The organism is Methylobacterium sp. J-088 (assembly GCF_022829295.1).
GTDB lineage: Bacteria > Pseudomonadota > Alphaproteobacteria > Rhizobiales > Beijerinckiaceae > Methylobacterium.
Window position 1 is genome coordinate 1 of record NZ_JAKSYH010000057.1, and the last position, 21,289, is coordinate 21,289.

A 21,289-nucleotide genomic window follows, 5' to 3' on the forward strand; every position below is an offset into this window, starting at 1 on the left:
ATTAGCCGCCACCTGTCCACGGCGCTTCCGGGGTGACCCAGCGGCGTCCTTTACGGGGCCCGCCCGGTGGCTGACCGGGCGGGTCCGTGGACGGGGCGGCGCCCGCGTCGGTGGCTCTCAGCCGCCATCGCCCCGGGCGACGGACCGGTGCGGGGCGTGCCTCGGCTGCGGGCGTGAGACCGGGCGGCAGGTTGCCCGGCGGGGGGAGGATAGGACCCCCGCGCCGACCCGATGTTTGTCCGACCCTGAGCGACCTGCGGACCCGCCGACAACGAGGGAGGGGACGGCTGGAAGGCCCCGGCGCCGATGCGGGTTCCGGGGGTGCGTGCACCCTGCCCGGGACCGCTAACGGGGAGTCGCAGGACCGGGACGTCGACAAGACGCCGCGACGAGAAAGACGGCACCGGCCGGGGACCACGCCCGATCGATGCCGCGGGCGCCGCGGGGACCGGATCCCGCGCGTACTTGGCCGACACCTGGGTTCCCGCGGCGTCCCGCGTCCCGCGTGTTGTCTTTCTTGGGCCATGCCCCCGGCGCGACGAGCGCGCGGGGACGATGACGCGCGACCTGCCGGACTCACGTATGCCGCGTTCGGAGACAGTCGTCATGGCCAGACGCGACACCCCCTTCGAGCGGAGGCTGCGCGTATTTCCGCCGCGCCTCTCAGTCCGAGGCGCGCGAAGCGGACCTCGCCGGAGAGCACCGGAACGCGCCGCGCTGTCCGAGGATCGCCGCCGTTCAACGACACTGCCGCCTGAGGGGCCGGCTGAGGGGCTGGTTGGAGAACGGAGCGGACGGCAACGCCGGCGACGACAAACGAAAAACGGGACGGCTCTCGCCGTCCCGTCAGGGGCCTACTTATCGGCCGAGGAAGATCGAAGCCAGTCGCTGGAGCAGGCCCCGCGGTGCGGGCGGAGGCTCACTCTGCCCAGGACCGTCTCCGATCTAAGCGTTGGCGGCGAAGGGGTGCTGCGCGGAGTTGCGCTGCTCGGTGACCGTCGAAGCCTTCGGCTCGCCGTTGACGGCGCGCTGGATCGACAGCTTGGTCGCCTCGTAATTGTACTTCTGGATCTTGGCGTCGTCGGCCGCCTCCCAGTGGATGAACACGCCGACCAGGATGAACAGGTCGTCGGCCTCGTCCGCCGGGATGATGCCCTCGGCCACCGCGTCCTGCACGGCCTTGGCAACGCCGTGCTGGGCCGGGCCGAACATCTGGACGGCCTGACGGGCGTCGTTGATGGTGACCTTGTTGAACATCAGGGTGTTCGGCTTGCAGGGCAGGTTCGGCGCGATGACCGCGAGCAGGCTGGTGAAGCCGTGCTTGTTGTTCACGAGGCCGTTGCAGAAAGCCGTCTCGGCCGGCGAACCGCGCGGTCCGATGATGAGATCGATGTGGGCGACCTCGTTGCCGTCGCCGACGAGCGCTTCGCCGACCTGAACCTTGGTGATCTTCGCCATTCGGTGTCTCTCCCTGGATTCCGAAATAGAGCCGCGCGCCGGGGGCGGTGCCGCGGCCGGGAAGCCATCCTTGTTATCGGCGCCCGACCACCGGCCGAGCCGGAAGGGTCGAGCCGGTTGGGCCGGACAGCGCGGCGGACCCTACAGCGGGCACCTGCGGCTCACAACCCGCGCAAGGCTCTGCCGCGAAGGAATTTTTTTAGCCTTCGCCCTTGGAAACACGGGAACTTGCACGGTTCAGGCCAGCGTGGCGCCCGCGCTCGCCAGCGCGTCCCAGAACACGGTCGCGACCGTGAAATCCGCGCTCGTGCCCGGGTTGAGGCCGCGTGCCTTCAGCGACGCGTCGAGGGCCAGCAGCGGCTCGACCGGCTGCGCGGCGAGGTCAAGGCCGACCACGATTTTCTCGACCTCCCGGCGAAGGTCCTCGGCGGCGGCGCGGCCGCGCTTTCGGGCGATGTGGCTATCCGGGACCGACCGGAGATAGGCGAGATGCACGGCGGTGGTGCACCAGGACGGATCGAGCCCCCGCGTCCTTGCCTCCATGAGGGCCGGGAGGCCGATCGCCGTCACGTCGGCGAACCCGGTCCCGTAGGCACGGGCGATGCGGTCCCGGTCGGCGGCCTCCGCCATCGCGTCGTGGAGGGAGGCGGGCGCGTCCGCGGCGACATCGTGCCGTTCCGCCCGGCCGAGGCCGCCGGGATTGGCGAGGCGGATCGCCGCGAAGACCGCCTCCGCGTCCGAACGGTCGAGGGTGTCGAGCAGGGCCGCGATGCCCGTCCCGCGCTCGGCTGCGGCAGCGAGCGGCGCGCAGAGGAGCAGGATACCGAGATTGGTGTTCTGACCCACCGCCGCCATCGTGGCGGCGACCCCGCCGTGGACCCGTTCGCCGATCCCGGCGCCTTGCCGCGCCAGGGGCGGCGCCGAAACCTCGGCGCTGGTGACGAAATCGGCCACCACCATGCGATGACCGGCGGCGAAGGCATGGACGTTGCCGGGCTTGAGGGCATCGAGCTCCGCGAGGCAGGCCGCCTTGTACAGCGTGCCGATCAGCGCCGGGTCGAGCATGCCGCTCATGCCACCACGAGCCGCGGCCGGCTCGCGCCGCGGACGGCGGCGAGGAAGCCGCGGACAACCGCCCCGGCGATATCGGTCTCGCACACCGTCTGGAGGCCCGACCAGGCCGGCATCGAATTGACCTCCAGGATGGAGAAGCCGCCCTCCCCGTCCTCGACCAGATCGACGCCGGAATAGTCGACGCCGACCGCGGCGGCGGCGGCCTCGGCGAGGTCCGCGGCGGCGCGCGGCATGGCCCAAGGCAGCGGACGGCCGCCCCTGTGGACGTTGGTGATCCAGCCGTCGCCCTCGCGGATCATGCCGGCGATCGCCCGCCCGTCGCAGACGAACACCCGATAGTCGCGCCAGAGCCCATCGCGCCGCGGGACGTAGCGCTGCAGGTAGTAGACCCGGGCCACGGCCTCCTCGTCGGGCAGGTCCTCCGGCCGCTCGATCAGGACGAGCCCCTCCCCCTGGGAGCCGAACAGCGGCTTGAGCACCAGCGGTGCCCCGGGCCGGGCCTCGACCGCCACGAGGGCGGCGGCGGCCTCGCGCTTGGAGAAAACCCAGGTTGCCGGCGTCGGCAGGCCGGCCCGGGCGATGAGCAGCGAGGTGGCGGCCTTGTCGACCGACCGTTCGGTGGCGGTCGGGCTGTTCCACACGGTGACGCCCGCCGCCACCAGGGCGTGCAACACCCCGAGGCGCATCGTGGTGGCCTCGAACGTGCCGCCCGCGATGGTGCGCATCAGGACCCCATCCGGCAGGGTGTCCGGGAAGCCCGGGACACGCAGGGGCTCGCCGCCGCCGGTGACCACGGCCACGTCGGCCAGGGAGAACAGCACCGGCTCGACGCCCTGCGCCCGGAGGGCTGTCAGCAGGCGGTTCCTGTGCCAATTGCCGTTATCGGCGGCGAGCCCGATATGCATGGAAGTCCTGTTTCGTCACGGTCAAGAGCTGATCCGCGGGTTTCGCCTTGGGGTGACGGTGCTGGCCCTTTCACCATCGGAACGCAACGCTTGGGACGGAACGCGACCGGCTCCCTCTCCCGAGCGGGAGAGGGCTGGGGTGAGGGAGGAGAAGCTTCAGGATCGAGCACGCCATCCCCGCGCAGTCCGGTCGCGGCTCGTCCGGACAGGTCTCGCCCTGTCCCTCTCCCGCTCGGGAGAGGGGACCCGCGCACGATCCTGCACCGGTATCATCGGGCCGGATCCCGCAAAGATCAGAGGGCGAGCGCGTTGGTGGCCTCAGGCGAAGGACGCCTCCACCAGCGTCGGCTCCAGGCGGCCGCCGCGGTAGGTGGCGCCCGAACGCACCGACGTGACGATCGCCTCCGCCGGGGAGAACAGCGCCCCGTCGATCTTGTAGAAGTCGCCGTTCACCCGGGAAAAAATCTCGGCGAAGGGCGCGCCGTGATCGCTCGAGGTGGTGGAGGGCAGCTGCTCGGCGAGGCTCTTGGCGTCCGCATCGTCGGCGTCCACGAAGAGCTGGACCCGGCCACCATAGATGATCGCGTCGTTGGTCCGGCCCATCGCCTTGATGAAGTCGGGATGGGGCGGCGAGAGCGGGGCCGAGCCGATCCCGTCCACGATGGCGTGCAGGTCGAAACCCACCGTGTGGGCCTTGTGAAGGGCGACCTCCAGCACGCGGGCCACCACCTGGGTCGAGCCGGCGAGGCTCTGGGTCGGCGCGAAGATGAAGGTCAGATCTTCCGGCCGCAGACCGGTGGCCTCGGCCACCTTGGCCACGACGCTGTCGGGCGGTCCGCCGGCGGCTTCGAGCACCAGGGCGGTGCTGGTCGCCGAGTCGCGGTAGCCCAGTTCCTGGTACAGATCTTCGACGACCGCGACAGCGCGGCCCGGACCCGAACCGAGGGCGAAGAAGCCGGAATCACCGGTCTCATCCGCGAGGCTCCAGCCCGCATACTGGCTGCCCAGGCAGGCGAGCACCGGATCGGCGGCGTGAACCGTCACCGAGTAGGGCCAGGATGCGATCGGACCGCTCGGCGCGATGGAGACGGTGCCGAGGCCGCCCAGGCAGATCTCCGCGATGCGCCGCCCGGCCTCGATCGAGCCCCGCGCCTGCGCCCCGGCATCGATCATCCGGGCGCCGCCCGCCGCCTGCGACACGGAGAGCCGCAGGGTCGCGGCCTCGGCCACGAGCCGCTCGACCAGCGGGCCTGAGAGCGCGTTGACGCTGGGATAGGATGGGCTGGCACTCATCACGGGGCTTCCTCGAACTTATGTTTTCTGCGCTGCGAGGGCCGCCCGCAGGCGGGCCGTTCGCGATTCCAACAGGTCGAGCGCCTCTGCCCGGTCCGCGCCTTCGGCCAGCACCGTGCAGAGCGGCGCGTCGCGGCGGACCACCGAGCCGGGGCGCGGGCGGTCACGCACGCAGTCCGGCCAATCATGGTCCGGCACAGGCGCAAGCTCCCGGTCGGCGTAACAGATCTGCGCGGCCGCCGCACCCACCGGAGGCGCACCGAGTTCCGGCATCGCGCCCAGGCAGGCGGCGATGTGGGCTTCGAGCAGCGGTACCGCGCGCCGGTCGAGGATATCCAGCGTCGCGCCGGGGCGCGGATTGATCTCCATCATCCACCAGTCGGACCCGTCGACCAGGATGTCGGCGCTGGCGAGGCCCCGCAGCCCGGTCGCGGCAACGATCCGTGCGGTGGCGTCCGCGATCGCGACGACGAGTGCCCCGCACAGAGCCGGCGGCTCGGCGCCGCCGCGGACCAGCGCTCCGGCATAGCGATAGGGCCATATCGGAGTCGGAGCGCACCATTGCTCGGTCACCGCCAGGATCCGGATCGTGCGGCCATCGGCCAGGACGTTGAGGGCGTGCGCCTGCCCGGGGACGTGCGCCTGGAGATAATGGCCCGGCGGCGGCGTCGACTGAGTCGCCGCGCGGATATGGGAGCCGCCGCTGCCGCCAACCCGCTTGAGCAGCCACCGGGACGGATCGTCCGGCGCACGCATCGAGACCGCAGGGTGCGGCACGTCGAGGCTCGCACACAGGGCGGCGAAGGCGGCCGGATCCTTGAGGCGCGCGATGGTTTCGGCGGAGGCGCCGAGCAGCCGGTGCCGGCGCGCGAATTCGGCCACCAGACCGGGGGCGTCCTCGAAGCCGCTGCCGAGGATCAGACCCATCGAGCCTCCGGCCGCCGCCGCAAGGTCGTCGAGTGCCACCAACGTCTCGGCCGCAGAGGGCGCCATGCCGAAGCGGCCCGGCAGCGGGCGGTAGGCCTCGGCGGCGGCCAGGGTATCGGAATCGCCGAACAGGTCGGCCACGTAGGGCCGCAAGCCAGCACGCCGCGCTGCCTCTGCGAGGGCTCGCCCGGCCTGCGCGGCGATCAGGATCGCGCCCGCCATCCCGATCGGGCTCGTCAGATCGGGCCCGAATGATTTCAGCCGGCGATCTCGACCGCGAGGGTGTAGGCGTCGCGGAAGTCGAGGCAGAGTGGGGTATCGGACGCCAGCATCCGGTCGAACAGGCGGCGCTGCGTCTGGTACTTCACGTTTCCGACCGCCAGCGCGCCGATGCCGACGCCCTTGCCGGTGGGCAGGGGCACGTCCACGGCATTCACGTCGATCCCCGCGATGCCGGCGGGCGGCACGGCGTTGACGTCCGAGGCCACGAGGAGCTTCGGTGCCGATTCGAGATCCTGCGCCGTCAGGATCGGGATGCCGGCGGGCCCGGCCGACAGGATCACGTCGGCGTCCCGGATGGCGACGCGGCGATCCTCCGGCGTTGTCCCGTCGACGGCGCCAACGTCGATGCCGAAGCGCCATTTCATGGTGAAGGCGATCTTCGAGACGCGCTCCTCGCCGTCATGGCCGACCAGCACTGTGGTGGCGCCCTGGAGCGCGCCGATCACCGCCGCCACGTAGGCCACCACGCCGGCACCGCCGAAGATCACGATGCGCTTGCCCTGAAGATCCGTGTTGAACGTCTGCCGGAGCGCCCGGGAGACCTGCGCCACCATCGCGGCCCCTGTCGTGAACGAGCCCGCCGGATCGGCGAAGACGTGGTTCACGAAGGGCGGCACGAAGGCCTTCTTGGCCCGGTCGACCATGTCGAGGGCGTCCTCGGCGTTCTTGCCGCCGATGAAGATGCCCGTCCGCGTCCCGTCGGCCGGAGACCGCGAGAAAATCGAATCCTGGGTCAGCGAGACCACGTCGGCGAGGCTGACCTCGGTATAGGTCACCACCGTCTCGTAGCCGGCATCCACGGCCATGTTCACGTCGAACGGGCTCATGTGCCGGAGTGGCGTCAGCATATGGAGGATCGAGCGGGCCATGGATTCCCCGTGCGGTGTGCGACCGATGCGTTTTGCCATCGTCCAAACCCGGAGCGGCGTTCCGGGTCAAGCCCGTGAGCGTTCGCTCAAGCCGGACCGGTTACCGAAGCGCCACTGTTTCGGCCGCGGGCGATCACGAACCGGAGGGAGCCTCCGCGGTCGAGATCGGCCACGAGGGCGCGGGCGGCGGCGTCCGAGGGCATGAGCACGAATCCGGTCGGTCCCCAAGAGGACTGGCCGTAGCCCGGTATGCCCTGCGCGGCGACGTTCGCCAGCACCTGTGCCACCGCTGCGCTGGCGTATCGGCCACCCTGGTGGGGCGCGAAATGATCGCCGATCAGGTCCTGAATCCGGGTGATCCCGGCGCCGAAGCCCTGCGGCTCGGCAAGGGCGACGGCGGGCAGAACCTGCATCAGCGTAATTCGGCAGATCTCCGCGGCCTGCGCTTCCGGGAAGCGCGGCAGATCGCGAAACGCTTCGACTTCGCGCACGCCGTGAACGCCGGCCATCTCGGGATCGATGATCAGCACGATCCGCCAGGCATTGGGATAGGGCAGGCGCGCAATGACCGGCGGCGGTCCCCCGTCCGATCCGCGTCCGCCATCGACGATCAGGCCGCCCTCCGTGAACGCGCAGAGGCCGACACCGGATCGGTTGCCGCGGTCGAGCGTGGCGGCGAACGAATCTGCGGCGAAGGGCGCCCCGATCAGGCGCGCCATTGCGGAGGCCACCGCCAAACCGAGCTGCGTGCCGGAACCGAAGCCAGCATGGGCCGGGATCGCGCGTTCCACCGCGATGGCGACATCCTCGCCGCCACCGAGATGCGCCGCGGCGGCCCGGACGTAGCCGCGCACGCGTTCAGCTTCCGGTCCCGTGATGGAGGGGTGCAGCGAGCGCCGTGCGGTCAGTGCCAGGGAGGGCTCGTCGATGGCGAGGCCGATGCTTCCGAATCGCCGGCCGAGCCCGCCATGCAGGTCGAGGAAGCCGAAATGCAGCCGCGCCGGTGCTTCAACCCGCACGGCGCCATCTGCGGTGTCTTCGTTCCGCTCGGGGGCGTCGCCCACTGCCAGTTCCTCGCATGCCGCCGGTGCGGCGCGCTTTTCACACGCGGCCTGGGGTAGGGCAACGGTGCCGACCGATCAGAGTTCGGATCGTCGCTTACGGTTTGCCGCGAGACCCTGGAAGGCGGCTGCTGGTGGGGGAGATCCGGGATCAAAGGGCGCAGGATCGGCCGAACGATTCGTTTCGCCGTGCAGGCGCCGTCGCGGAATGCACCTGGAAACCTGTCCCCGGCCGTGACGCGGAAGGGCGATAACCGACCATTTCAGCCCAGATCGCCGTCCGTATCCCAGCCATACCCCCTTGCCGCGGTGGGCGGATGAATGCAAACCTAGGCCTCGCGACGGCGTGCCGAGTTTGCCGTCTGCCCGGAACTTGCCGGGCGGGCGCGCCATTCCGACTCTGTGGGCCCCCTGTTTTGGGGTGTGCCCGCTTCGTCCGGTCTTACGGCCGTCGCCCGCTCCGAAGCCAAGCAAGAACGTTGCGAGAGGGAGCATGGCAGCCTGGGTGAAGGGTGGCGCGACGGACGCGGGCACCGCCATCGAGGCGGCCGCGTCCCTCCTCGCCAAGGCGCGCGCGCCGGTGATCGCCGGCCTCAGCGCCGACGTCGCCGCGATCCGTGCGGCCTATGATCTTGCGGGGCGCATCGGTGCCTCTGTCGACACCGCCGGGTCGATCGGGACCTATGCCGAACTCGGCGCGCTGAGCCGGGTCGGGGCCCTGACCTCGACGCCCGCCGAAGCCGTCGGGCGCGCCGATGTGGTGCTGGTGGTGGGTGCTGCGCCCTGGCAGACCCCGCTGATGAAGCGCCTGATCGATACGAAGCCGACCCGCGGTCGCGCTGCGGGATCGGATCGCGCGCTCTTGGCCGTGGGAGCGAACGCCACCGCGTCGCTGGCTTGGCCCGCCGCGGGCGGCCTGACCGAGGCCGTCGGCGTGCTGCGTGCCTTTGCCCGCGGCCACCTCGCCGGCGATGCCCTCCCGGGGCAGATCGCTGCCCGGCTCGCATCCGCTCAGTATGGCGTCCTCCTCTACGATCCCGCCGAACTCGGCGAGGCCGGCATCGAGATGCTTCAGGGGCTCGCCATGGAGCTGAGCGAGACGACACGCTGCTTCACCCTCGCCACCGGCGGCATCGGGCAGGACCGGGCCGTGGTGCCGGTCTCGGCCTGGCTGACCGGACAGGCACCGCGCAGCGGCTTCGGCCGCCACGTGCCCGAGCACGACCCCTGGCGCTTCGACGCCGCTCGGCAGGTCGCCGCCGGCGAGGCCGACGCGGTGCTCTGGCTCGCCTCCATGCCGGTGGCGTGCCCCGATTGGCTGTCCGCGGTCCCCTCCGTGGCCGTCGTCGCAGATGGCGCGGCGAAGGCTGCCGAAATCGTCATCGCGGTCGGCCAGCCCGGCCGCGATCATGGCGGCGTCCTCTGGAACGAGCCGCGCGCCGCGCTGACCTACTGGCCGGCTTCGGCGCCCACGGATCTGCCGTCGGCCGCGTCGATCCTCGGCGCCCTCACGGAGCGCCTGATCACCGGCCAGCCCGCGTCGAGGAGTGAACCCGCATGCTGAGCGTGATTCGGGGCGGGCGCGTCGTCGATCCGACCGCGTCCCGCGATTCGGTCGGGGATGTCTGGATCGAGGACGGTCAGGTCATCGATCCGCCGGGCCGCGAGGCCGACCACGTCATCGACGCGGCGGGATGTGTGGTGATGGCCGGCGGCGTCGAGGTGCATTCGCACATCGCCGGCGGCAACGTGATCACCTCGCGGCTGCTCCTACCCGACCTCTATGTGAGCGAGGCTGCGCCTGAGGGTCATCCCTTCGCGCATGCCGGCGGGGCAGCGGCCTGGATCGGCTCGACCTATGCGCGGATGGGCTACACCACCGCGGTCGAGCCTGCGATGCCGCCGACCCACGCGCTGGCTACACAGCTCGAACTCGCCGATATCCCGCTGCTCGACCGCGGGGCCCTGACCGTGATGGGCAACGACGACCAGCTCTTGCAGTTGCTGCGGGAACGCCAGGGCGGCAACGCGGTGCGCGACCTCGTCAGTCTGTCAGTGGCGCAGTCGCGCGGCCTCGGCGTGAAATGCATCAATGCGGGCGGCGCCTCGGCGTTCAAGGACGGTGCCCTGCGCCTGTCGCTCGACGACGAGATCCCCTGCTACGGGCTCTCGACCCGGCAGATCATGGGCTCGCTTCTCGACGCGGTCGAGGAGATCGGCGTCCCGCATCCCCTGCACGTCCATTGCAACAACCTCGGCCTGCCGGGCGCCGACGACAGCTTCATGGCGACGCTCGACGCAGCTGAGGGGCGGCGTATCCACTTCGCCCACGCCCAGTTCTACGCCTACGGCGCGGTCGATCCGGCCAATCCCGGGACCGGCGGTTTCCGCTCGGCCGCCGAACGGATCGCACAGGCGATCACCGACAATCCGAATGCCACCCTCGACATCGGGCAGGTGGTGTTCGGCCAGACCGTAACGGTCTCCCTCGACATCCTGCGCCAGTTCGCGGGGCGGAAGGGCGCCAATCCCAAGAAGTGGGTGCTGAACGCGGGTGATGCCGAGGGCGGCGGCGTGGTGCCGTTCCTGTACCGGCCGCGCGGCCCGACCAGCTCCCTGCAATGGGCTATCGGCTTGGAAATAATGCTGCTCTCAACCGATCCCGAGCGGACGATCCTGACCACGGATCACCCGAACGGCGGTCCGTTCACCCAGTACCCACGCATCATCCACCTGCTGATGGACAAGTCCGAGCGCGACCGCGAGATCGCGACGCTGCCCAAGATCGTGGGCGAGCGCTCGGGGCTGCCGGGGCTGGAGCGCGAATACACGCTCTTGGAGATCGCGCAGCTCACGCGGTCCGGGCCGGCCAAGCTACTCGGCCTCGCGGATCGCGGTCACCTGCGGGCCGGCGCTCGGGCGGACGTTGCAATTTACCGGGACGAGTCGAACCGCACCGCCATGTTCACCGCCGCCAAGCTCGTCCTCAAGGATGGCGTGCCGATCGTCGAGGATGGCGAGGTGGTGGAGTGGCGCGTCGGGCGCACGCTGTCCCTCACCCTCGAGTCCGACAAGGCCATGGCGAAGCGCGCCGATACCTACCTGACGGAGCGGTTCGGCGAGGGCCTCGACAGCTTCGCGGTGCCCGATGCCGCGTTCGGTGAGGACACGGAGAATTTCGAGGCGGTGCCATGTCGGGCGTGATCAGCGGGGCGAGCCGCGGGAACTACGATGTCTGACCTTTCCCTCAACGGTATCCCGGTCATCGACACCTTCGCGGAGGCGTTCGACGTGGCCGGGACCGCCATCGTCGTCACGAACGACACCGCCAAGTGGGCGATGATCGCCGCGACCACGATGACGGGCTTCGCCACCTCGGTGATCGGCTGCGGCGCCGAGGCCGGGATCGACGCCGAGCTGTCGCCGGAGGAGACTCCGGACGGGCGGCCGGGCGTCCGCATCCTGCTGTTCGGCTTCGAACCGAACGGACTCAAGGAGCAGCTGATCAAGCGGGTCGGCCAGTGCATCCTCACCTGTCCGGGCACGGCCTGCTACGCGGGTGTCGATGGGCCGACCAAGATCAAGCTCGGCGGCGCGATCCGCTATTTCGGCGACGGCTTCGCAATCGCCAAGCGCCTGCCCGACGCCTCCGGCAAGGCGCGGCGCTACTGGCGTATCCCGGTGATGGACGGCGAGTTCCTGTGCGAGGATACGGTCCGGGCGGTCGACGGTGCGGTTGGCGGCGGCAATTTGCTCTTCCTCGGGCGGACCCATGCGGAGACGCTGAAGGTCGCCGAGGTAGCCGTGGAGGCCGCCAAGGCGGTTCCGGGCGCGATCCTGCCGTTCCCAGGCGGGATCGTCCGCTCCGGTTCAAAGGTCGGCGGACGGACCAAGGGCATGATGGCCTCCACCAACGACGCCTACTGCCCGACGCTCAAGGGCCGGGCTGGCTCGGCGCTCCCGGCGGATTGCGGTGTGGTGCTGGAGATCGTGATCGACGCCCTCACTTCGCAGGGCGTGTCCGACTCGATGCGCGCCGGCTTGCACGCGGCGACCGAGATCGGCGGAAAACACGGGCTTATCGCAGTGACGGCCGGCAATTACGGCGGCAATCTGGGACGCCACCACTACCATCTGCGCGACCTGATCGCGCGCGACGACGCCAAGTCGGAGGGCTGAGCCGTGAGCACCCTCACCCTGCGCGCGGCCCCGCCCGAGCGGCTGGACTTTCTGGACATTAACCCCCGGGCGCTCTCGGGTCTGTCCCAAGGCGAGGCCGAGCGCCTGGAGATCGGTACGACCCGGACAGGCGTACGCCTCGGCGACTGCTTCTCCGTTTCCCTCGACGGGTCCGACAGCCTGACCATCGAGGGCGGTCACGAGCGCCTGGATCGGGTCGGGGCGTCCCTGTCCGCGGGCACGATCCGGGTGACCGGCGATGTCGGCCAGCGCCTCGGTGCCGGCATGGCGGGCGGTAGCCTGACGGTCACCGGAAACGCAGGTCCCTACGCGGCTTCCGGTGCGACCGGCGGCACGATCACCATTGAGGGCGATGCCGGCGACTACGCGGGCGGCGCGGTCTATGCCGCCAAGACGGGGCTCGACGGGGCGACGCTGATCATCCGCGGAACCGCGGGCGCGCATCTCGGCGACCGGATGCGGCGGGGGATGATCGTCGCCGGGCGCGCGGGTGCCTTCGCGGGCTCGCGCATGATCGCCGGCACTCTGGCGGCCCTCGCGGCCGGCGACCAGCCGGGGCTCGGCATGCGCCGTGGAACCCTCGTCCTCGGCGCGCACGGGCGTATGGCCGAGACCTTCGTGGAGACCGGCGCGCACGATCTGGTGTTCCTGCGCCTGCTGGCGACGGCCCTGCGCGGCCTCAGCCCGGAGCATGCAGCCCTGCTGGACAAGCCGCTCCGACGCTATTCGGGCGACCTCGCCACCATCGCGAAGGGCGAGATCTGGGTCGCGGCCTGACGCCGCCTGGGCAAGGGGCGTGAAGGCGTCCTATCCTCCCGTTCAAGCCGGCCCGCACGAGGCCGGCAGCCCGGGAACGCGCCCATGCTGCTTCTGCTGTCGATCTGCCTCGTCGCCCAGCCCTCGACCTGCCGCGAGGACCGGATCGAGATGTCGTTCGAGACATCGAGTCCGTTCGTCTGCCTACGCAATTCGCAGAGCGCGTTGGCAACCTGGCAGGCCTCCCACCCGGAATGGCACGTCGAGCGCTGGCGTTGCGCCGCCAAGGGAAGCACGCCGAAGGACCTGTGACGGCGCCTTGGCGCGCCGGCCGGGCAGTGTCATGCTGAGCCCTGCTTCGAGGGCGGCCCCATGCGCTCGTTGAAGACCCGCTTCGCGCTGCTCCTGGGCAGCACCGCCATCGTGGTGATCCTGGCTGCTGCGGCGGCGCTGGCGGCGATCGGCGCCGCGGAGCGGACCGTAGACCGAACGCTCGAAGCGCAGCGGCGCCTGGAATTGTTGGCCGAGCTGTCCGGCCGCCTCACGCAGTTCGGTCTCGCCGCCGTCGAGACCGTCGGCAATCCCGACGGACAGCCCGAGGCGATGGCGATCGCCCGCGACAATGCCGATCGCGCCCTGCGGACCGTCGACGAGGCCTTGGCCAAGAGCTTCCCGCCGAGCGACGACCCCACCGACCGGATGCAATATGCCGCGCGAACCCGCCCGATGGCCGCTTTGCGTGCCGCCCGCGCGGTCCTCGACCGGCAGGTGGCTCAGATCAATCGCCAGACCGAGCCTGAGCGGCGGCAGGACGCGATCAAGGGCGCGCTCAACGGCTTCGGCGCCATGACGGGCCAGCCGCTCTCATTCCTCATCGAAGTGGAACGGCGGAGCATGGCACTCGGCTCCGAGCAGGCCCGGGCGCTTTCGGAGCGCCTACGTCTCGCCGCGGCTGCGGCGGTGACGGCGGCCCTCGTGCTGCTGGCGATCCTGTACCGTGGCGTCACCCGGCCGACGCTGGCGCGGATCGAGGAGGTCCGCCGGGCCGCGAGCGCCATCGGACACGGTGCCCTGGACACCCGCCTGTCCGTCGCAACCCGCGACGAGCTCGGCCTCCTGATGACCAACGTCAACCGCATGGCGGCGCGCCTCGCCCGGCGGGAATTGCGGGTCGTGGCCGACCGGGCGGCGCTGGAGGACACGGTCGCGGCCCGGACGGCGGATCTGCGCGCCGCCAATGTCCGTCTCGAATCCATCGATCAGTCCCGGCGGCGCTTCTTCGCCGATGTCAGCCACGAGCTGCGCACGCCGCTCACCGTGATCCTGGGCGAGTGCGATCTCGCGTTGCGGGGGGCCACCCGCGGCGCCGATCCCGGGCCGGTCTTCGCCACGATCAAGAAGCGCGCGCAGCGGCTGAAGCTGCGGGTCGAGGATCTGCTGCGCGTCGCCCGGTCGGAAACCGGCGAGATCGCGTTCGACAAGCGGCCCCTCGGGCTCGCCCTGGTTTTGTCGGAGGCGGTGGACAACATGACCTCCGAGGCCGCCCGGCGTCGCGTCGCGCTGTCCCTTGATCCGGGGACCCGGGATGTCGAGAGCCTCGCGGATCGCGAGTGGATCCGGCAGACGGTGGAGAGCCTCGTTGATAACGCCCTGCGCCACGCCGCCGGGCTCACCCGGGTCGAGGTCGCGCTGTCTGCCGGCCCGGGCCCGGTCGGGCGGATCACCGTGACGGATGACGGGCCGGGATTTGGCACCTCCGAAGCCGACCTGTTCGAGCGCTTCAAGCGCGGCGCCGGCGCGGGGCCCGATGAGACGGGCTTCGGCATCGGCCTCGCCCTCGCGCGCTGGATCGTCGAGCAGCATGGCGGGACCATCCGGCTGGGCGCGGGACCGGACGGGTGCGGCGCCCGCGTCAGCCTGGACATCCCGGCGCTCGATCCGGCATGGGAGTCGGGCACGGCCGGGGACGCGGCCGGCGCCGCACAGGTGAGGGAGCCGACCGCATGACGCGGATCCTGATCGTCGAGGACGATATCGATATCCGCGGCCTCCTGGCCCGGGGTCTGGAGGCGGAGGGGTTCGAGGTCGGCACGGCGGCCTGCGTCGACGAGGCGCTCAAGGCGGCGCACGATCCGGCACCCGGGGCGGTGCTGCTCGACATCGGTCTGCCGGACGGGTCGGGCCACGATGTCTGCCGCTCCCTGCGGGAAGGCGGGTTCTCCGGCGCCATCCTGTTCCTGTCCGCCCGCGACGAGATCCGCGACCGGGCCGAGGGTCTGGCGCTCGGAGCCGACGACTACATCGTCAAGCCGTTCGAGTTCGACGAGCTGGTTGCGCGCCTGCGCACGCACCTGATGCGGCGCGAGCAGGCCGAGGCGCCCCGCTCAAGGATCACGGCAGGCCGACTGAGTCTTGACCTCGACACCCGTCAGGCGAGCTGCGGCGAGGCCAGTGCCCGACTCACTCCCCGCGAAGCCGATTTGCTCGCCATGCTGATGGAGAGCATCGGCAAGCCCGTCTCGCGCGCGGACATCTTCGACCGGCTCTGGGCCAGCCAGGGCGGTCTGTCGCTCAACGTGGTCGACGTCTACATCGGCTATCTGCGTTCGAAGATGGCCGATTTCGTACGTTATGGCGGCCCGGCTTTGACCACCGTGCGCGGCAAGGGCTTCATGCTGGAGCTGCGCGGCCCGGACTTTCGACAATGACCAACTGTACTTAAGTCCTACCGACCGACGTTTCCCGTAGGTTTCCGGAACTTTAGGAAGTGTCACACGAAAATTTTGGGAGGATCAGGCAACTTAGTGCTTGAAGCCTGCCCTTGAATCGTCGATACCGGTGCCGCGCCTAAAAACGAGAGCGCCATCAGTGTCTTAGGGTCTTCTTAAGATCCATGCGACGCTCGGTGAGGATACCGCCAAGGAGAAACACCATGAAGTGGGCTGCCCCGATCGTGTCCGAGATCTGCGTCGGCATGGAAGTGACGAGCTACGAGTCGGCCGAGATCGACACCTTCAACTGAGTTTTTACGGGCCGGGGATCTCGGGAGCCGCACCATGCGCGTCGTGATCCTCGGTTCCGCGGCCGGCGGCGGCCTTCCCCAGTGGAATTGCCGCTGCCCCATCTGCACGCTGGCGCGGTCCGACCCGGACCGGGTGCGACCCCGGACCCAGTCGAGCATCGCAGTGTCCGCGAACGGGTCGGATTGGCTGCTGATCAACGCCTCTCCGGATATCCGCCAACAACTCTTCGACAATCGAGCGATGCATCCGCGTGAGGGCCTGCGCCATTCGCCGATCCGCGCCGTGCTGTTGACCAACGGCGACGTCGATCATGTCGCGGGCTTGCTGACGCTGCGCGAAGGTCAGCCGTATACGCTCTACGCCACGGGCGGGATTCTCGACTCGGTGAACGCCAATCGCGTCTTCGACGTAATGGCTGCCGGCGTCGTAGCCCGCGAGGCCGTCGGCATGGATGCGCGATTCGAGCCCTTGACCGGCTTGTCGGTTACACTCTTCCCCGTCCCCGGCAAGGTGCCGCTCTGGCTGGAGGACGAGACCATGGAGATCGGCGCCGAGACCGAGACGACGGTCGGCGCCTTGATCGAAGCCGGCGGCCGGCGCCTCGCCTATATTCCTGGATGCGCGCGGGTGACGGACGGGTTGCGGGCGCGCATCGCCGGTGTGGATGCACTGCTGTTCGACGGCACGGTTCTGCACGACGACGACATGATCCGGGCCGGCGTCGGGACGAAGACCGGCTGGCGCATGGGGCACGTGCCGATGCGCGGCGCGAACGGTTCGATCGACGCCCTTGCGGCGACCGAGATCGGGCAGCGCATCTTCGTGCACATCAACAACACCAATCCCGTGTTGGTCGAGGGATCCCCGGAGCGCGGGGATGTCGAGGCGGCCGGGTGGACGGTGGCGCATGACGGTCTGAGCCTGTCGCTGTAGCCAGACGCGTCGAATCCACACCCTTCTCCTGACGTGCGGCGAAGCCGCATCGAAGGATGACCCCAGGGATCGCGCGGTGGGCCGGTGGCCTCCTTCGAGACCTGCGCTTCGCTCCGGCAGCTCAGGATGCCTGTGTGGATCGGGAACGCTAGCCGAGGGTCGAACGACGCGACAGAATATCTCGGCCGACGTGGACTGTTGGGCCGACCGGTTGTCGGCACTATATCGTCTCCGAGTTCAGGAACACGCCCCGTGCGCCGAGGGCTGGACGACACAGGAAACGCGACCCGAGAACGGACGCCGGACACGCCATGAACGCAGTTTTCCCGACCCCCGATACCGCCGAGAGCCAGCGTCTCCTCAGCCCCGAGGAATTGGAGGCCGCGCTACGCGATATCGGTGCGCGCCGCTACCACATCCTGCACCCGTTCCATCGTCTGCTCCATGATGGAAAGCTGTCGAAAGATCAGGTCCGGGCTTGGGCGCTCAATCGCTACTACTACCAAGCCATGATTCCGGTGAAGGACGCTGCCGTCCTGGCCCGGATGACCGACGCGTCGCTCCGGCGGATCTGGCGCCAGCGTATCGTCGATCACGATGGCGATCACGAGGGTGACGGCGGGATCGAGCGCTGGCTCAAGCTCGCGGAGGGCGTCGGATTCGAACGGGACTACGTGCTCTCGACCCGCGGGATCCTCTCGGCGACGAAGTTCTCGGTGGAGGCCTACGTCCATTTCGTCTCGGAAAAGAGCTTGCTGGAGGCGATCGCCTCGTCGCTGACCGAGATGTTCTCGCCGACTATCATCTCCGAGCGTGTCGCCGGGATGCTGAAGAACTACGACTTCATCACCAAGGACACGTTGGCCTATTTCGATAAGCGGCTCACCCAGGCGCCGCGAGATGCCGATTTCGCCCTCGACTACGTGAAACGGCACGCGACCACGCCGGAGTTGCAGCGTCAGGCGATGGCCGCGCTGACCTTCAAATGCAACGTCCTCTGGACCCAGCTCGACGCCCTGTACTTCGCCTACGTCGCCCCCGGCATGATCCCGCCAGATGCGTGGCGCCCGGGCGAAGGCCTCGTCGCCGAGCAGCTGCAGGTTCAGGCCGCCGGTGCCGGCCGCAAGATGCTGGCCGAAGATCGTCCGCGACTGCCCCGGGGTGTTCGGCTGCGGAATGACGAGACCCGGGGCAAGTGGGTCCTCCTCGCCCCCGAGCGCACCTTCGACCTGGACGACAATGCCGTGGCGGTTCTGAAGCTCGTCGATGGCAATCGGAGCGTGGCGGCGATCGCCGACGAGCTGGGCCAGACCTATGCGGCCGACCCGCGCGCCATCGAAACCGATATCCTGGTGATGCTCGACGGGCTGGCCGAGAAACGGGTCCTGGAGCGATGAACGCTGTCACACGGAATCGCCCCGAGGCGCCGGCCCCGGTGGGTCTGCTCGCCGAGCTGACCCACCGCTGCCCGCTGCGTTGCCCCTACTGCTCCAACCCGCTCGAGCTCGACCGCCGCTCCGGAGAGCTCGACACGGCGACGTGGCAGCGTGTTCTCACGGAGGCAGCGGGCCTCGGCGTGCTGCACGTCCATCTCTCAGGCGGCGAGCCGACGGCGCGCAACGACATCGTCGAGATCACCAAGACCTGCGCGGATCTCGGCCTCTACTCGAACCTGATCACGTCGGGCGTCGGTGGGGCGTTGGGCAAGCTCCAGGCACTCTACGATGTCGGGCTCGACCACGTGCAGCTCTCGGTGCAGGGCGTTGACGCACAGAATGCCGAGCGGATCGGCGGCCTGAAGAACGCGCAGCCCCAGAAGTTCGAATTCGCCGCCAAGGTGGTGGAACTCGGCCTACCGTTGACGCTGAATTCGGTGATCCACCGCGGCAACATTCACGAGGTGCCGGGCTTCATCGACCTCGCTGTCAAGATGGGCGCCAAACGGCTCGAAGTGGCCCACACGCAGTATTACGGCTGGGCCTACGTCAACCGCGCCGCGCTGATGCCCAATAAGGCGCAGGTGGACGAGTCGATCCGGATCGTCGAGGCCGCCCGGGAGCGGCTGAAGGGCCAGCTCGTCATCGATCTCGTGGTGCCGGATTATTACGCCAAATATCCGAAGGCCTGTGCGGGTGGCTGGGGCCGCAAGCTCATGAACGTCACGCCACAGGGCAAGGTCCTCCCTTGCCACGCTGCCGAGACGATTCCCGGCTTGGAGTTCTGGCACGTTGGCGATCATTCGCTGGGTGAGATCTGGCGCGACTCGCCGGCCTTCACGGCCTATCGCGGCACCGACTGGATGAAGGAGCCCTGCCGCTCTTGCGACCGGCGCGAGAAGGATTGGGGCGGTTGCCGCTGCCAGGCCCTGGCTTTGGCCGGGGACGCTGCCGCCACCGACCCGGCCTGCTCGCTCTCCCCGCTTCACGACAAGGTGCGGGCGCTCGCCGTCGAGGAAGCGGCCGAGAACCCGCCCGATTATGTCTATCGGACGATCGGCAGCAACGTCCGGTCGCCGTTCAAGGAGGAAGTTCACTCGTGAGAGTTGTTGCCACGACTGCTTTCGTGCTGGTGCTGGCCGCGCTGTCTGCCGCGGCCGAAGACGCACCGAAGCCTGCCGCCGTAACCCAGGCCAACGCCGCGGCTCCGCCCTCAGCGTCCGATCTGCTGTTCGATCAGCCCCAGATGAAGAACGCGGCGCCGGGCTCCACGATCACCTACGATTACTTGCGCCGATCCGGCATTGCGGGTGGACCGTTCGGCGCGCCGCTGCAGGATACGCTGGTCCTTAAGGTCGAGCCCGGAAAGAGCTCGGACGCCCGGGACATCAGCGTCACGATGTTCTCTGGCTTGAACCGCGTGCCGGCCGGCCCGTTCGAGGATATGGCGGGCAACCCGGTCGTGTCGCTCTTCCTGGAGAACCATTTGAAGGGGTTGGCCAAGGTGCTTGAGGCCAACCCGCGCTACCTGAAGCTCGCGATCCGCAAGGGTCTGCGCGAGAAGGCCGTCGTGACGCCCACGAAAGTGAATTTCGGCGGTAAGGACATCGACGCCTGGCAGGTCGTGACCAAGCCGTTCGCAGGCGACGCGTTGGCGCAGCGCATGCGCGGCATGGACGACATGACCTATACCTTCGTCACGGCCCCGTCGGTCCCCGGCGAGATCGTCTCGATCGAGGCGTCCTCGAAGAACCAGGACGGTGGCGAGTTGCTGGAGGAGAAGCTGAACTATGATCAGAAGGCTGGCTGAACGCGGCGCGCTGGCCGTCCTCGCCCTGACGCTGTCGGGGCTGGCCGGCTGGGCGGCGGAAGAAAATGATTACCCGACCGATGCGCGGGTCGATTATGTGTTCGGCTGCATGGCGGCCAACGGCCAGACCCGGGACAGCTTGCAGAAATGCTCCTGCTCGCTCGACCAGCTCGCTGCGATCCTGCCCTACGACAAGTACGTGCAGGCCAGCACGGTCCTGTCGATGCGGCAGGGCATCGGCAACCGCGCCAACGAGTTCAAGTCGACCAAGATCTTCGACGACAAGGTCGCCGAACTTCGGCGTGCTCAGGCCGAGGCCGAGATCCGCTGCTACCACGGGTAGGCAAGTGAGGCCGGCGTTGCGCCGGCCTCGCGATTGACGCACACCGGGCCCCCAAAGCGCGCACGTGAACGGGACCCGCACCGTGACCCCCTCTCCCGGCTTGTCCGACCTGCTCCCCAATCTCGGCGGACGCACGCTGGTGATGGGCATCCTCAACGTCACACCCGATTCCTTCTCCGACGGGGGCCTGTTCACCGGAACAGACGCGGCGATCGCCCAAGCCGAGCGGCTGGTGGCGGAGGGGGCCGCGATCCTCGATATCGGGGGTGAATCGACCCGCCCCGGCCATGTCCCGGTGCCGGCCCAGGAAGAGCAGGCCCGCGTCCTGCCGGTGATCCGTGCCGTGGCGCCGCGATTGGCCGTGCCAATCTCAATCGACACCTACAAGGCGTCGACAGCCCGCGTCGCCCTGGAGGCCGGCGCGCGGATCGTCAACGACGTCTGGGGCCTGCAGCGCGAACCCGATATCGCCACGGTCGCGGCCGCGCACGGAGCGCCGGTCATCATCATGCACAACCGCGCGACGATCGAGCCGGATATCGATATCGTCGCCGACATGTTGGCCTTCTTCGAGCGCTCGCTCGATATCGCGCATCGCGCCGGCATCGACGACGCCAACATCATGCTCGACCCCGGGGTCGGGTTCGGCAAGACCTGGGCGCAGCATCTCGACGCGCTGCGCCGTCTGCCCGAGATCCGGGCACTGGGCTTCCCGGTCCTGGTTGGGGTCTCACGCAAATCCCTGCTCGGCCGGTTGCACGACCGAGAGAGCCGTCCGGCCGACCGCCTGACCGGGTCGCTTGCCGCCCATGCCGTCGCGGCGACGCTCGGTGCCGACATCGTGCGGGTGCATGATGTGGCGGCCCATGTCGACGCCATGCGAGTGGTCGATGCCGTGATGCGGCCGGAGATACAGTGA

Annotated in this window: 21 protein-coding genes; 14 read left to right on the forward strand and 7 right to left on the reverse strand. The window is 69.4% G+C overall.

Annotated elements, in window-relative coordinates:
• Window positions 1–945: 945 nt before the first annotated feature.
• From fae to MKK63_RS06740, 7 genes are all read right to left on the reverse strand, one after another.
• Complete coding sequence (gene fae / locus MKK63_RS06710; RefSeq protein WP_091713492.1) at window positions 946–1,458, reverse strand: 5,6,7,8-tetrahydromethanopterin hydro-lyase; 513 nt, start codon at window positions 1,456–1,458, stop codon at window positions 946–948.
• Between the two features lie 237 nt (window positions 1,459–1,695).
• A complete protein-coding gene (locus tag MKK63_RS06715; protein WP_243999940.1) occupies window positions 1,696–2,532 on the reverse strand; it encodes a triphosphoribosyl-dephospho-CoA synthase in 837 nt (278 codons plus the stop codon).
• The gene (locus tag MKK63_RS06720) at window positions 2,529–3,437 is read right to left on the reverse strand and encodes a RimK family alpha-L-glutamate ligase (protein ID WP_243999942.1); all 909 of its coding nucleotides are present in this window, start codon (window positions 3,435–3,437) and stop codon (window positions 2,529–2,531) included. The genes MKK63_RS06715 and MKK63_RS06720 overlap by 4 nt, the downstream gene beginning before the upstream one ends.
• Before the next feature lie 318 nt (window positions 3,438–3,755).
• Entirely contained in the window at window positions 3,756–4,730 is a 975-nt protein-coding gene (gene mch, locus MKK63_RS06725; protein WP_243999944.1) for a methenyltetrahydromethanopterin cyclohydrolase, read from the reverse strand.
• An 18-nt stretch (window positions 4,731–4,748) separates the two neighbouring features.
• Window positions 4,749–5,879 carry an ATP-grasp domain-containing protein gene (locus tag MKK63_RS06730; protein ID WP_243999946.1) on the reverse strand — a complete coding sequence of 377 codons (1,131 nt, stop codon included), beginning with the start codon at window positions 5,877–5,879 and terminating at the stop codon, window positions 4,749–4,751.
• A 35-nt stretch (window positions 5,880–5,914) separates the two neighbouring features.
• Window positions 5,915–6,808 (reverse strand): NAD(P)-dependent methylenetetrahydromethanopterin dehydrogenase, encoded by an 894-nt coding sequence (locus tag MKK63_RS06735; protein ID WP_243999948.1) that lies wholly within the window; start codon window positions 6,806–6,808, stop codon window positions 5,915–5,917.
• A gap of 86 nt (window positions 6,809–6,894) precedes the next feature.
• Entirely contained in the window at window positions 6,895–7,872 is a 978-nt protein-coding gene (locus tag MKK63_RS06740; RefSeq protein ID WP_243999950.1) for a beta-ribofuranosylaminobenzene 5'-phosphate synthase family protein, read from the reverse strand.
• Between the two features lie 490 nt (window positions 7,873–8,362).
• Between MKK63_RS06740 and MKK63_RS06745 the strand changes: the two genes are divergently transcribed.
• From MKK63_RS06745 to folP, 14 genes are all read left to right on the forward strand, one after another.
• Window positions 8,363–9,433, forward strand: coding sequence for a formyltransferase (locus MKK63_RS06745; protein ID WP_243999952.1), 1,071 nt, complete (start codon window positions 8,363–8,365; stop codon window positions 9,431–9,433).
• Window positions 9,427–11,073, forward strand: a complete 1,647-nt coding sequence (locus MKK63_RS06750; RefSeq protein WP_243999954.1) for a formylmethanofuran dehydrogenase subunit A — start codon at window positions 9,427–9,429, stop codon at window positions 11,071–11,073. Before MKK63_RS06745 ends, MKK63_RS06750 begins: the two co-directional genes overlap by 7 nt.
• Window positions 11,074–11,100: 27 nt before the next feature.
• The gene (gene fhcD, locus MKK63_RS06755) at window positions 11,101–12,048 is read left to right on the forward strand and encodes a formylmethanofuran--tetrahydromethanopterin N-formyltransferase (protein WP_243999956.1); all 948 of its coding nucleotides are present in this window, start codon (window positions 11,101–11,103) and stop codon (window positions 12,046–12,048) included.
• 3 nt (window positions 12,049–12,051) lie between these two features.
• On the forward strand, window positions 12,052–12,846 hold the full coding sequence (locus MKK63_RS06760; protein ID WP_243999958.1) for a formylmethanofuran dehydrogenase subunit C: 795 nt from the start codon (window positions 12,052–12,054) through the stop codon (window positions 12,844–12,846).
• Between the two features lie 84 nt (window positions 12,847–12,930).
• The gene (locus MKK63_RS06765) at window positions 12,931–13,137 is read left to right on the forward strand and encodes a hypothetical protein (protein ID WP_243999960.1); all 207 of its coding nucleotides are present in this window, start codon (window positions 12,931–12,933) and stop codon (window positions 13,135–13,137) included.
• Between the two features lie 60 nt (window positions 13,138–13,197).
• A complete protein-coding gene (locus MKK63_RS06770) occupies window positions 13,198–14,832 on the forward strand; it encodes a sensor histidine kinase (protein ID WP_243999962.1) in 1,635 nt (544 codons plus the stop codon).
• Window positions 14,829–15,533, forward strand: a complete 705-nt coding sequence (locus tag MKK63_RS06775) for a response regulator transcription factor (RefSeq protein WP_243999964.1) — start codon at window positions 14,829–14,831, stop codon at window positions 15,531–15,533. Before MKK63_RS06770 ends, MKK63_RS06775 begins: the two co-directional genes overlap by 4 nt.
• A 224-nt stretch (window positions 15,534–15,757) precedes the next feature.
• Window positions 15,758–15,847: a pyrroloquinoline quinone precursor peptide PqqA gene (gene pqqA, locus MKK63_RS06780; protein WP_012317526.1), complete on the forward strand. Its 90-nt coding sequence runs from the start codon at window positions 15,758–15,760 to the stop codon at window positions 15,845–15,847.
• Window positions 15,848–15,881: 34 nt separating this feature from the next.
• Window positions 15,882–16,781 carry a pyrroloquinoline quinone biosynthesis protein PqqB gene (gene pqqB, locus MKK63_RS06785; protein ID WP_243999966.1) on the forward strand — a complete coding sequence of 300 codons (900 nt, stop codon included), beginning with the start codon at window positions 15,882–15,884 and terminating at the stop codon, window positions 16,779–16,781.
• 311 nt (window positions 16,782–17,092) lie between these two features.
• On the forward strand, window positions 17,093–18,178 hold the full coding sequence (gene pqqC, locus MKK63_RS06790) for a pyrroloquinoline-quinone synthase PqqC (protein WP_243999969.1): 1,086 nt from the start codon (window positions 17,093–17,095) through the stop codon (window positions 18,176–18,178).
• Window positions 18,175–19,320 (forward strand): pyrroloquinoline quinone biosynthesis protein PqqE, encoded by a 1,146-nt coding sequence (pqqE, locus tag MKK63_RS06795; RefSeq protein ID WP_243999971.1) that lies wholly within the window; start codon window positions 18,175–18,177, stop codon window positions 19,318–19,320. The genes pqqC and pqqE overlap by 4 nt, the downstream gene beginning before the upstream one ends.
• Window positions 19,317–20,027 carry a hypothetical protein gene (locus tag MKK63_RS06800; protein WP_243999973.1) on the forward strand — a complete coding sequence of 237 codons (711 nt, stop codon included), beginning with the start codon at window positions 19,317–19,319 and terminating at the stop codon, window positions 20,025–20,027. The genes pqqE and MKK63_RS06800 overlap by 4 nt, the downstream gene beginning before the upstream one ends.
• Complete coding sequence (locus tag MKK63_RS06805) at window positions 20,008–20,370, forward strand: hypothetical protein (RefSeq protein ID WP_243926552.1); 363 nt, start codon at window positions 20,008–20,010, stop codon at window positions 20,368–20,370. The genes MKK63_RS06800 and MKK63_RS06805 overlap by 20 nt, the downstream gene beginning before the upstream one ends.
• A gap of 82 nt (window positions 20,371–20,452) precedes the next feature.
• Window positions 20,453–21,289: a dihydropteroate synthase gene (gene folP / locus MKK63_RS06810; protein ID WP_243999975.1), complete on the forward strand. Its 837-nt coding sequence runs from the start codon at window positions 20,453–20,455 to the stop codon at window positions 21,287–21,289.

Coding starts and splice junctions, on each gene's coding strand:
- MKK63_RS06770 (WP_243999962.1), top strand. CDS start 13,198: ATGCGCTCGTTGAAGACCCGCTTCGCGCTGCTCCTGGGCAGCACCGCC.
- fhcD (WP_243999956.1), top strand. CDS start 11,101: ATGTCTGACCTTTCCCTCAACGGTATCCCGGTCATCGACACCTTCGCG.
- MKK63_RS06715 (WP_243999940.1), bottom strand. CDS start 2,532: ATGAGCGGCATGCTCGACCCGGCGCTGATCGGCACGCTGTACAAGGCG.
- MKK63_RS06805 (WP_243926552.1), top strand. CDS start 20,008: ATGATCAGAAGGCTGGCTGAACGCGGCGCGCTGGCCGTCCTCGCCCTG.
- MKK63_RS06730 (WP_243999946.1), bottom strand. CDS start 5,879: ATGGCGGGCGCGATCCTGATCGCCGCGCAGGCCGGGCGAGCCCTCGCA.
- mch (WP_243999944.1), bottom strand. CDS start 4,730: ATGAGTGCCAGCCCATCCTATCCCAGCGTCAACGCGCTCTCAGGCCCG.
- MKK63_RS06735 (WP_243999948.1), bottom strand. CDS start 6,808: ATGGCCCGCTCGATCCTCCATATGCTGACGCCACTCCGGCACATGAGC.
- pqqE (WP_243999971.1), top strand. CDS start 18,175: ATGAACGCTGTCACACGGAATCGCCCCGAGGCGCCGGCCCCGGTGGGT.
- pqqB (WP_243999966.1), top strand. CDS start 15,882: ATGCGCGTCGTGATCCTCGGTTCCGCGGCCGGCGGCGGCCTTCCCCAG.
- pqqC (WP_243999969.1), top strand. CDS start 17,093: ATGAACGCAGTTTTCCCGACCCCCGATACCGCCGAGAGCCAGCGTCTC.
- fae (WP_091713492.1), bottom strand. CDS start 1,458: ATGGCGAAGATCACCAAGGTTCAGGTCGGCGAAGCGCTCGTCGGCGAC.
- MKK63_RS06720 (WP_243999942.1), bottom strand. CDS start 3,437: ATGCATATCGGGCTCGCCGCCGATAACGGCAATTGGCACAGGAACCGC.
- MKK63_RS06775 (WP_243999964.1), top strand. CDS start 14,829: ATGACGCGGATCCTGATCGTCGAGGACGATATCGATATCCGCGGCCTC.
- MKK63_RS06745 (WP_243999952.1), top strand. CDS start 8,363: ATGGCAGCCTGGGTGAAGGGTGGCGCGACGGACGCGGGCACCGCCATC.
- pqqA (WP_012317526.1), top strand. CDS start 15,758: ATGAAGTGGGCTGCCCCGATCGTGTCCGAGATCTGCGTCGGCATGGAA.
- MKK63_RS06750 (WP_243999954.1), top strand. CDS start 9,427: ATGCTGAGCGTGATTCGGGGCGGGCGCGTCGTCGATCCGACCGCGTCC.
- MKK63_RS06765 (WP_243999960.1), top strand. CDS start 12,931: ATGCTGCTTCTGCTGTCGATCTGCCTCGTCGCCCAGCCCTCGACCTGC.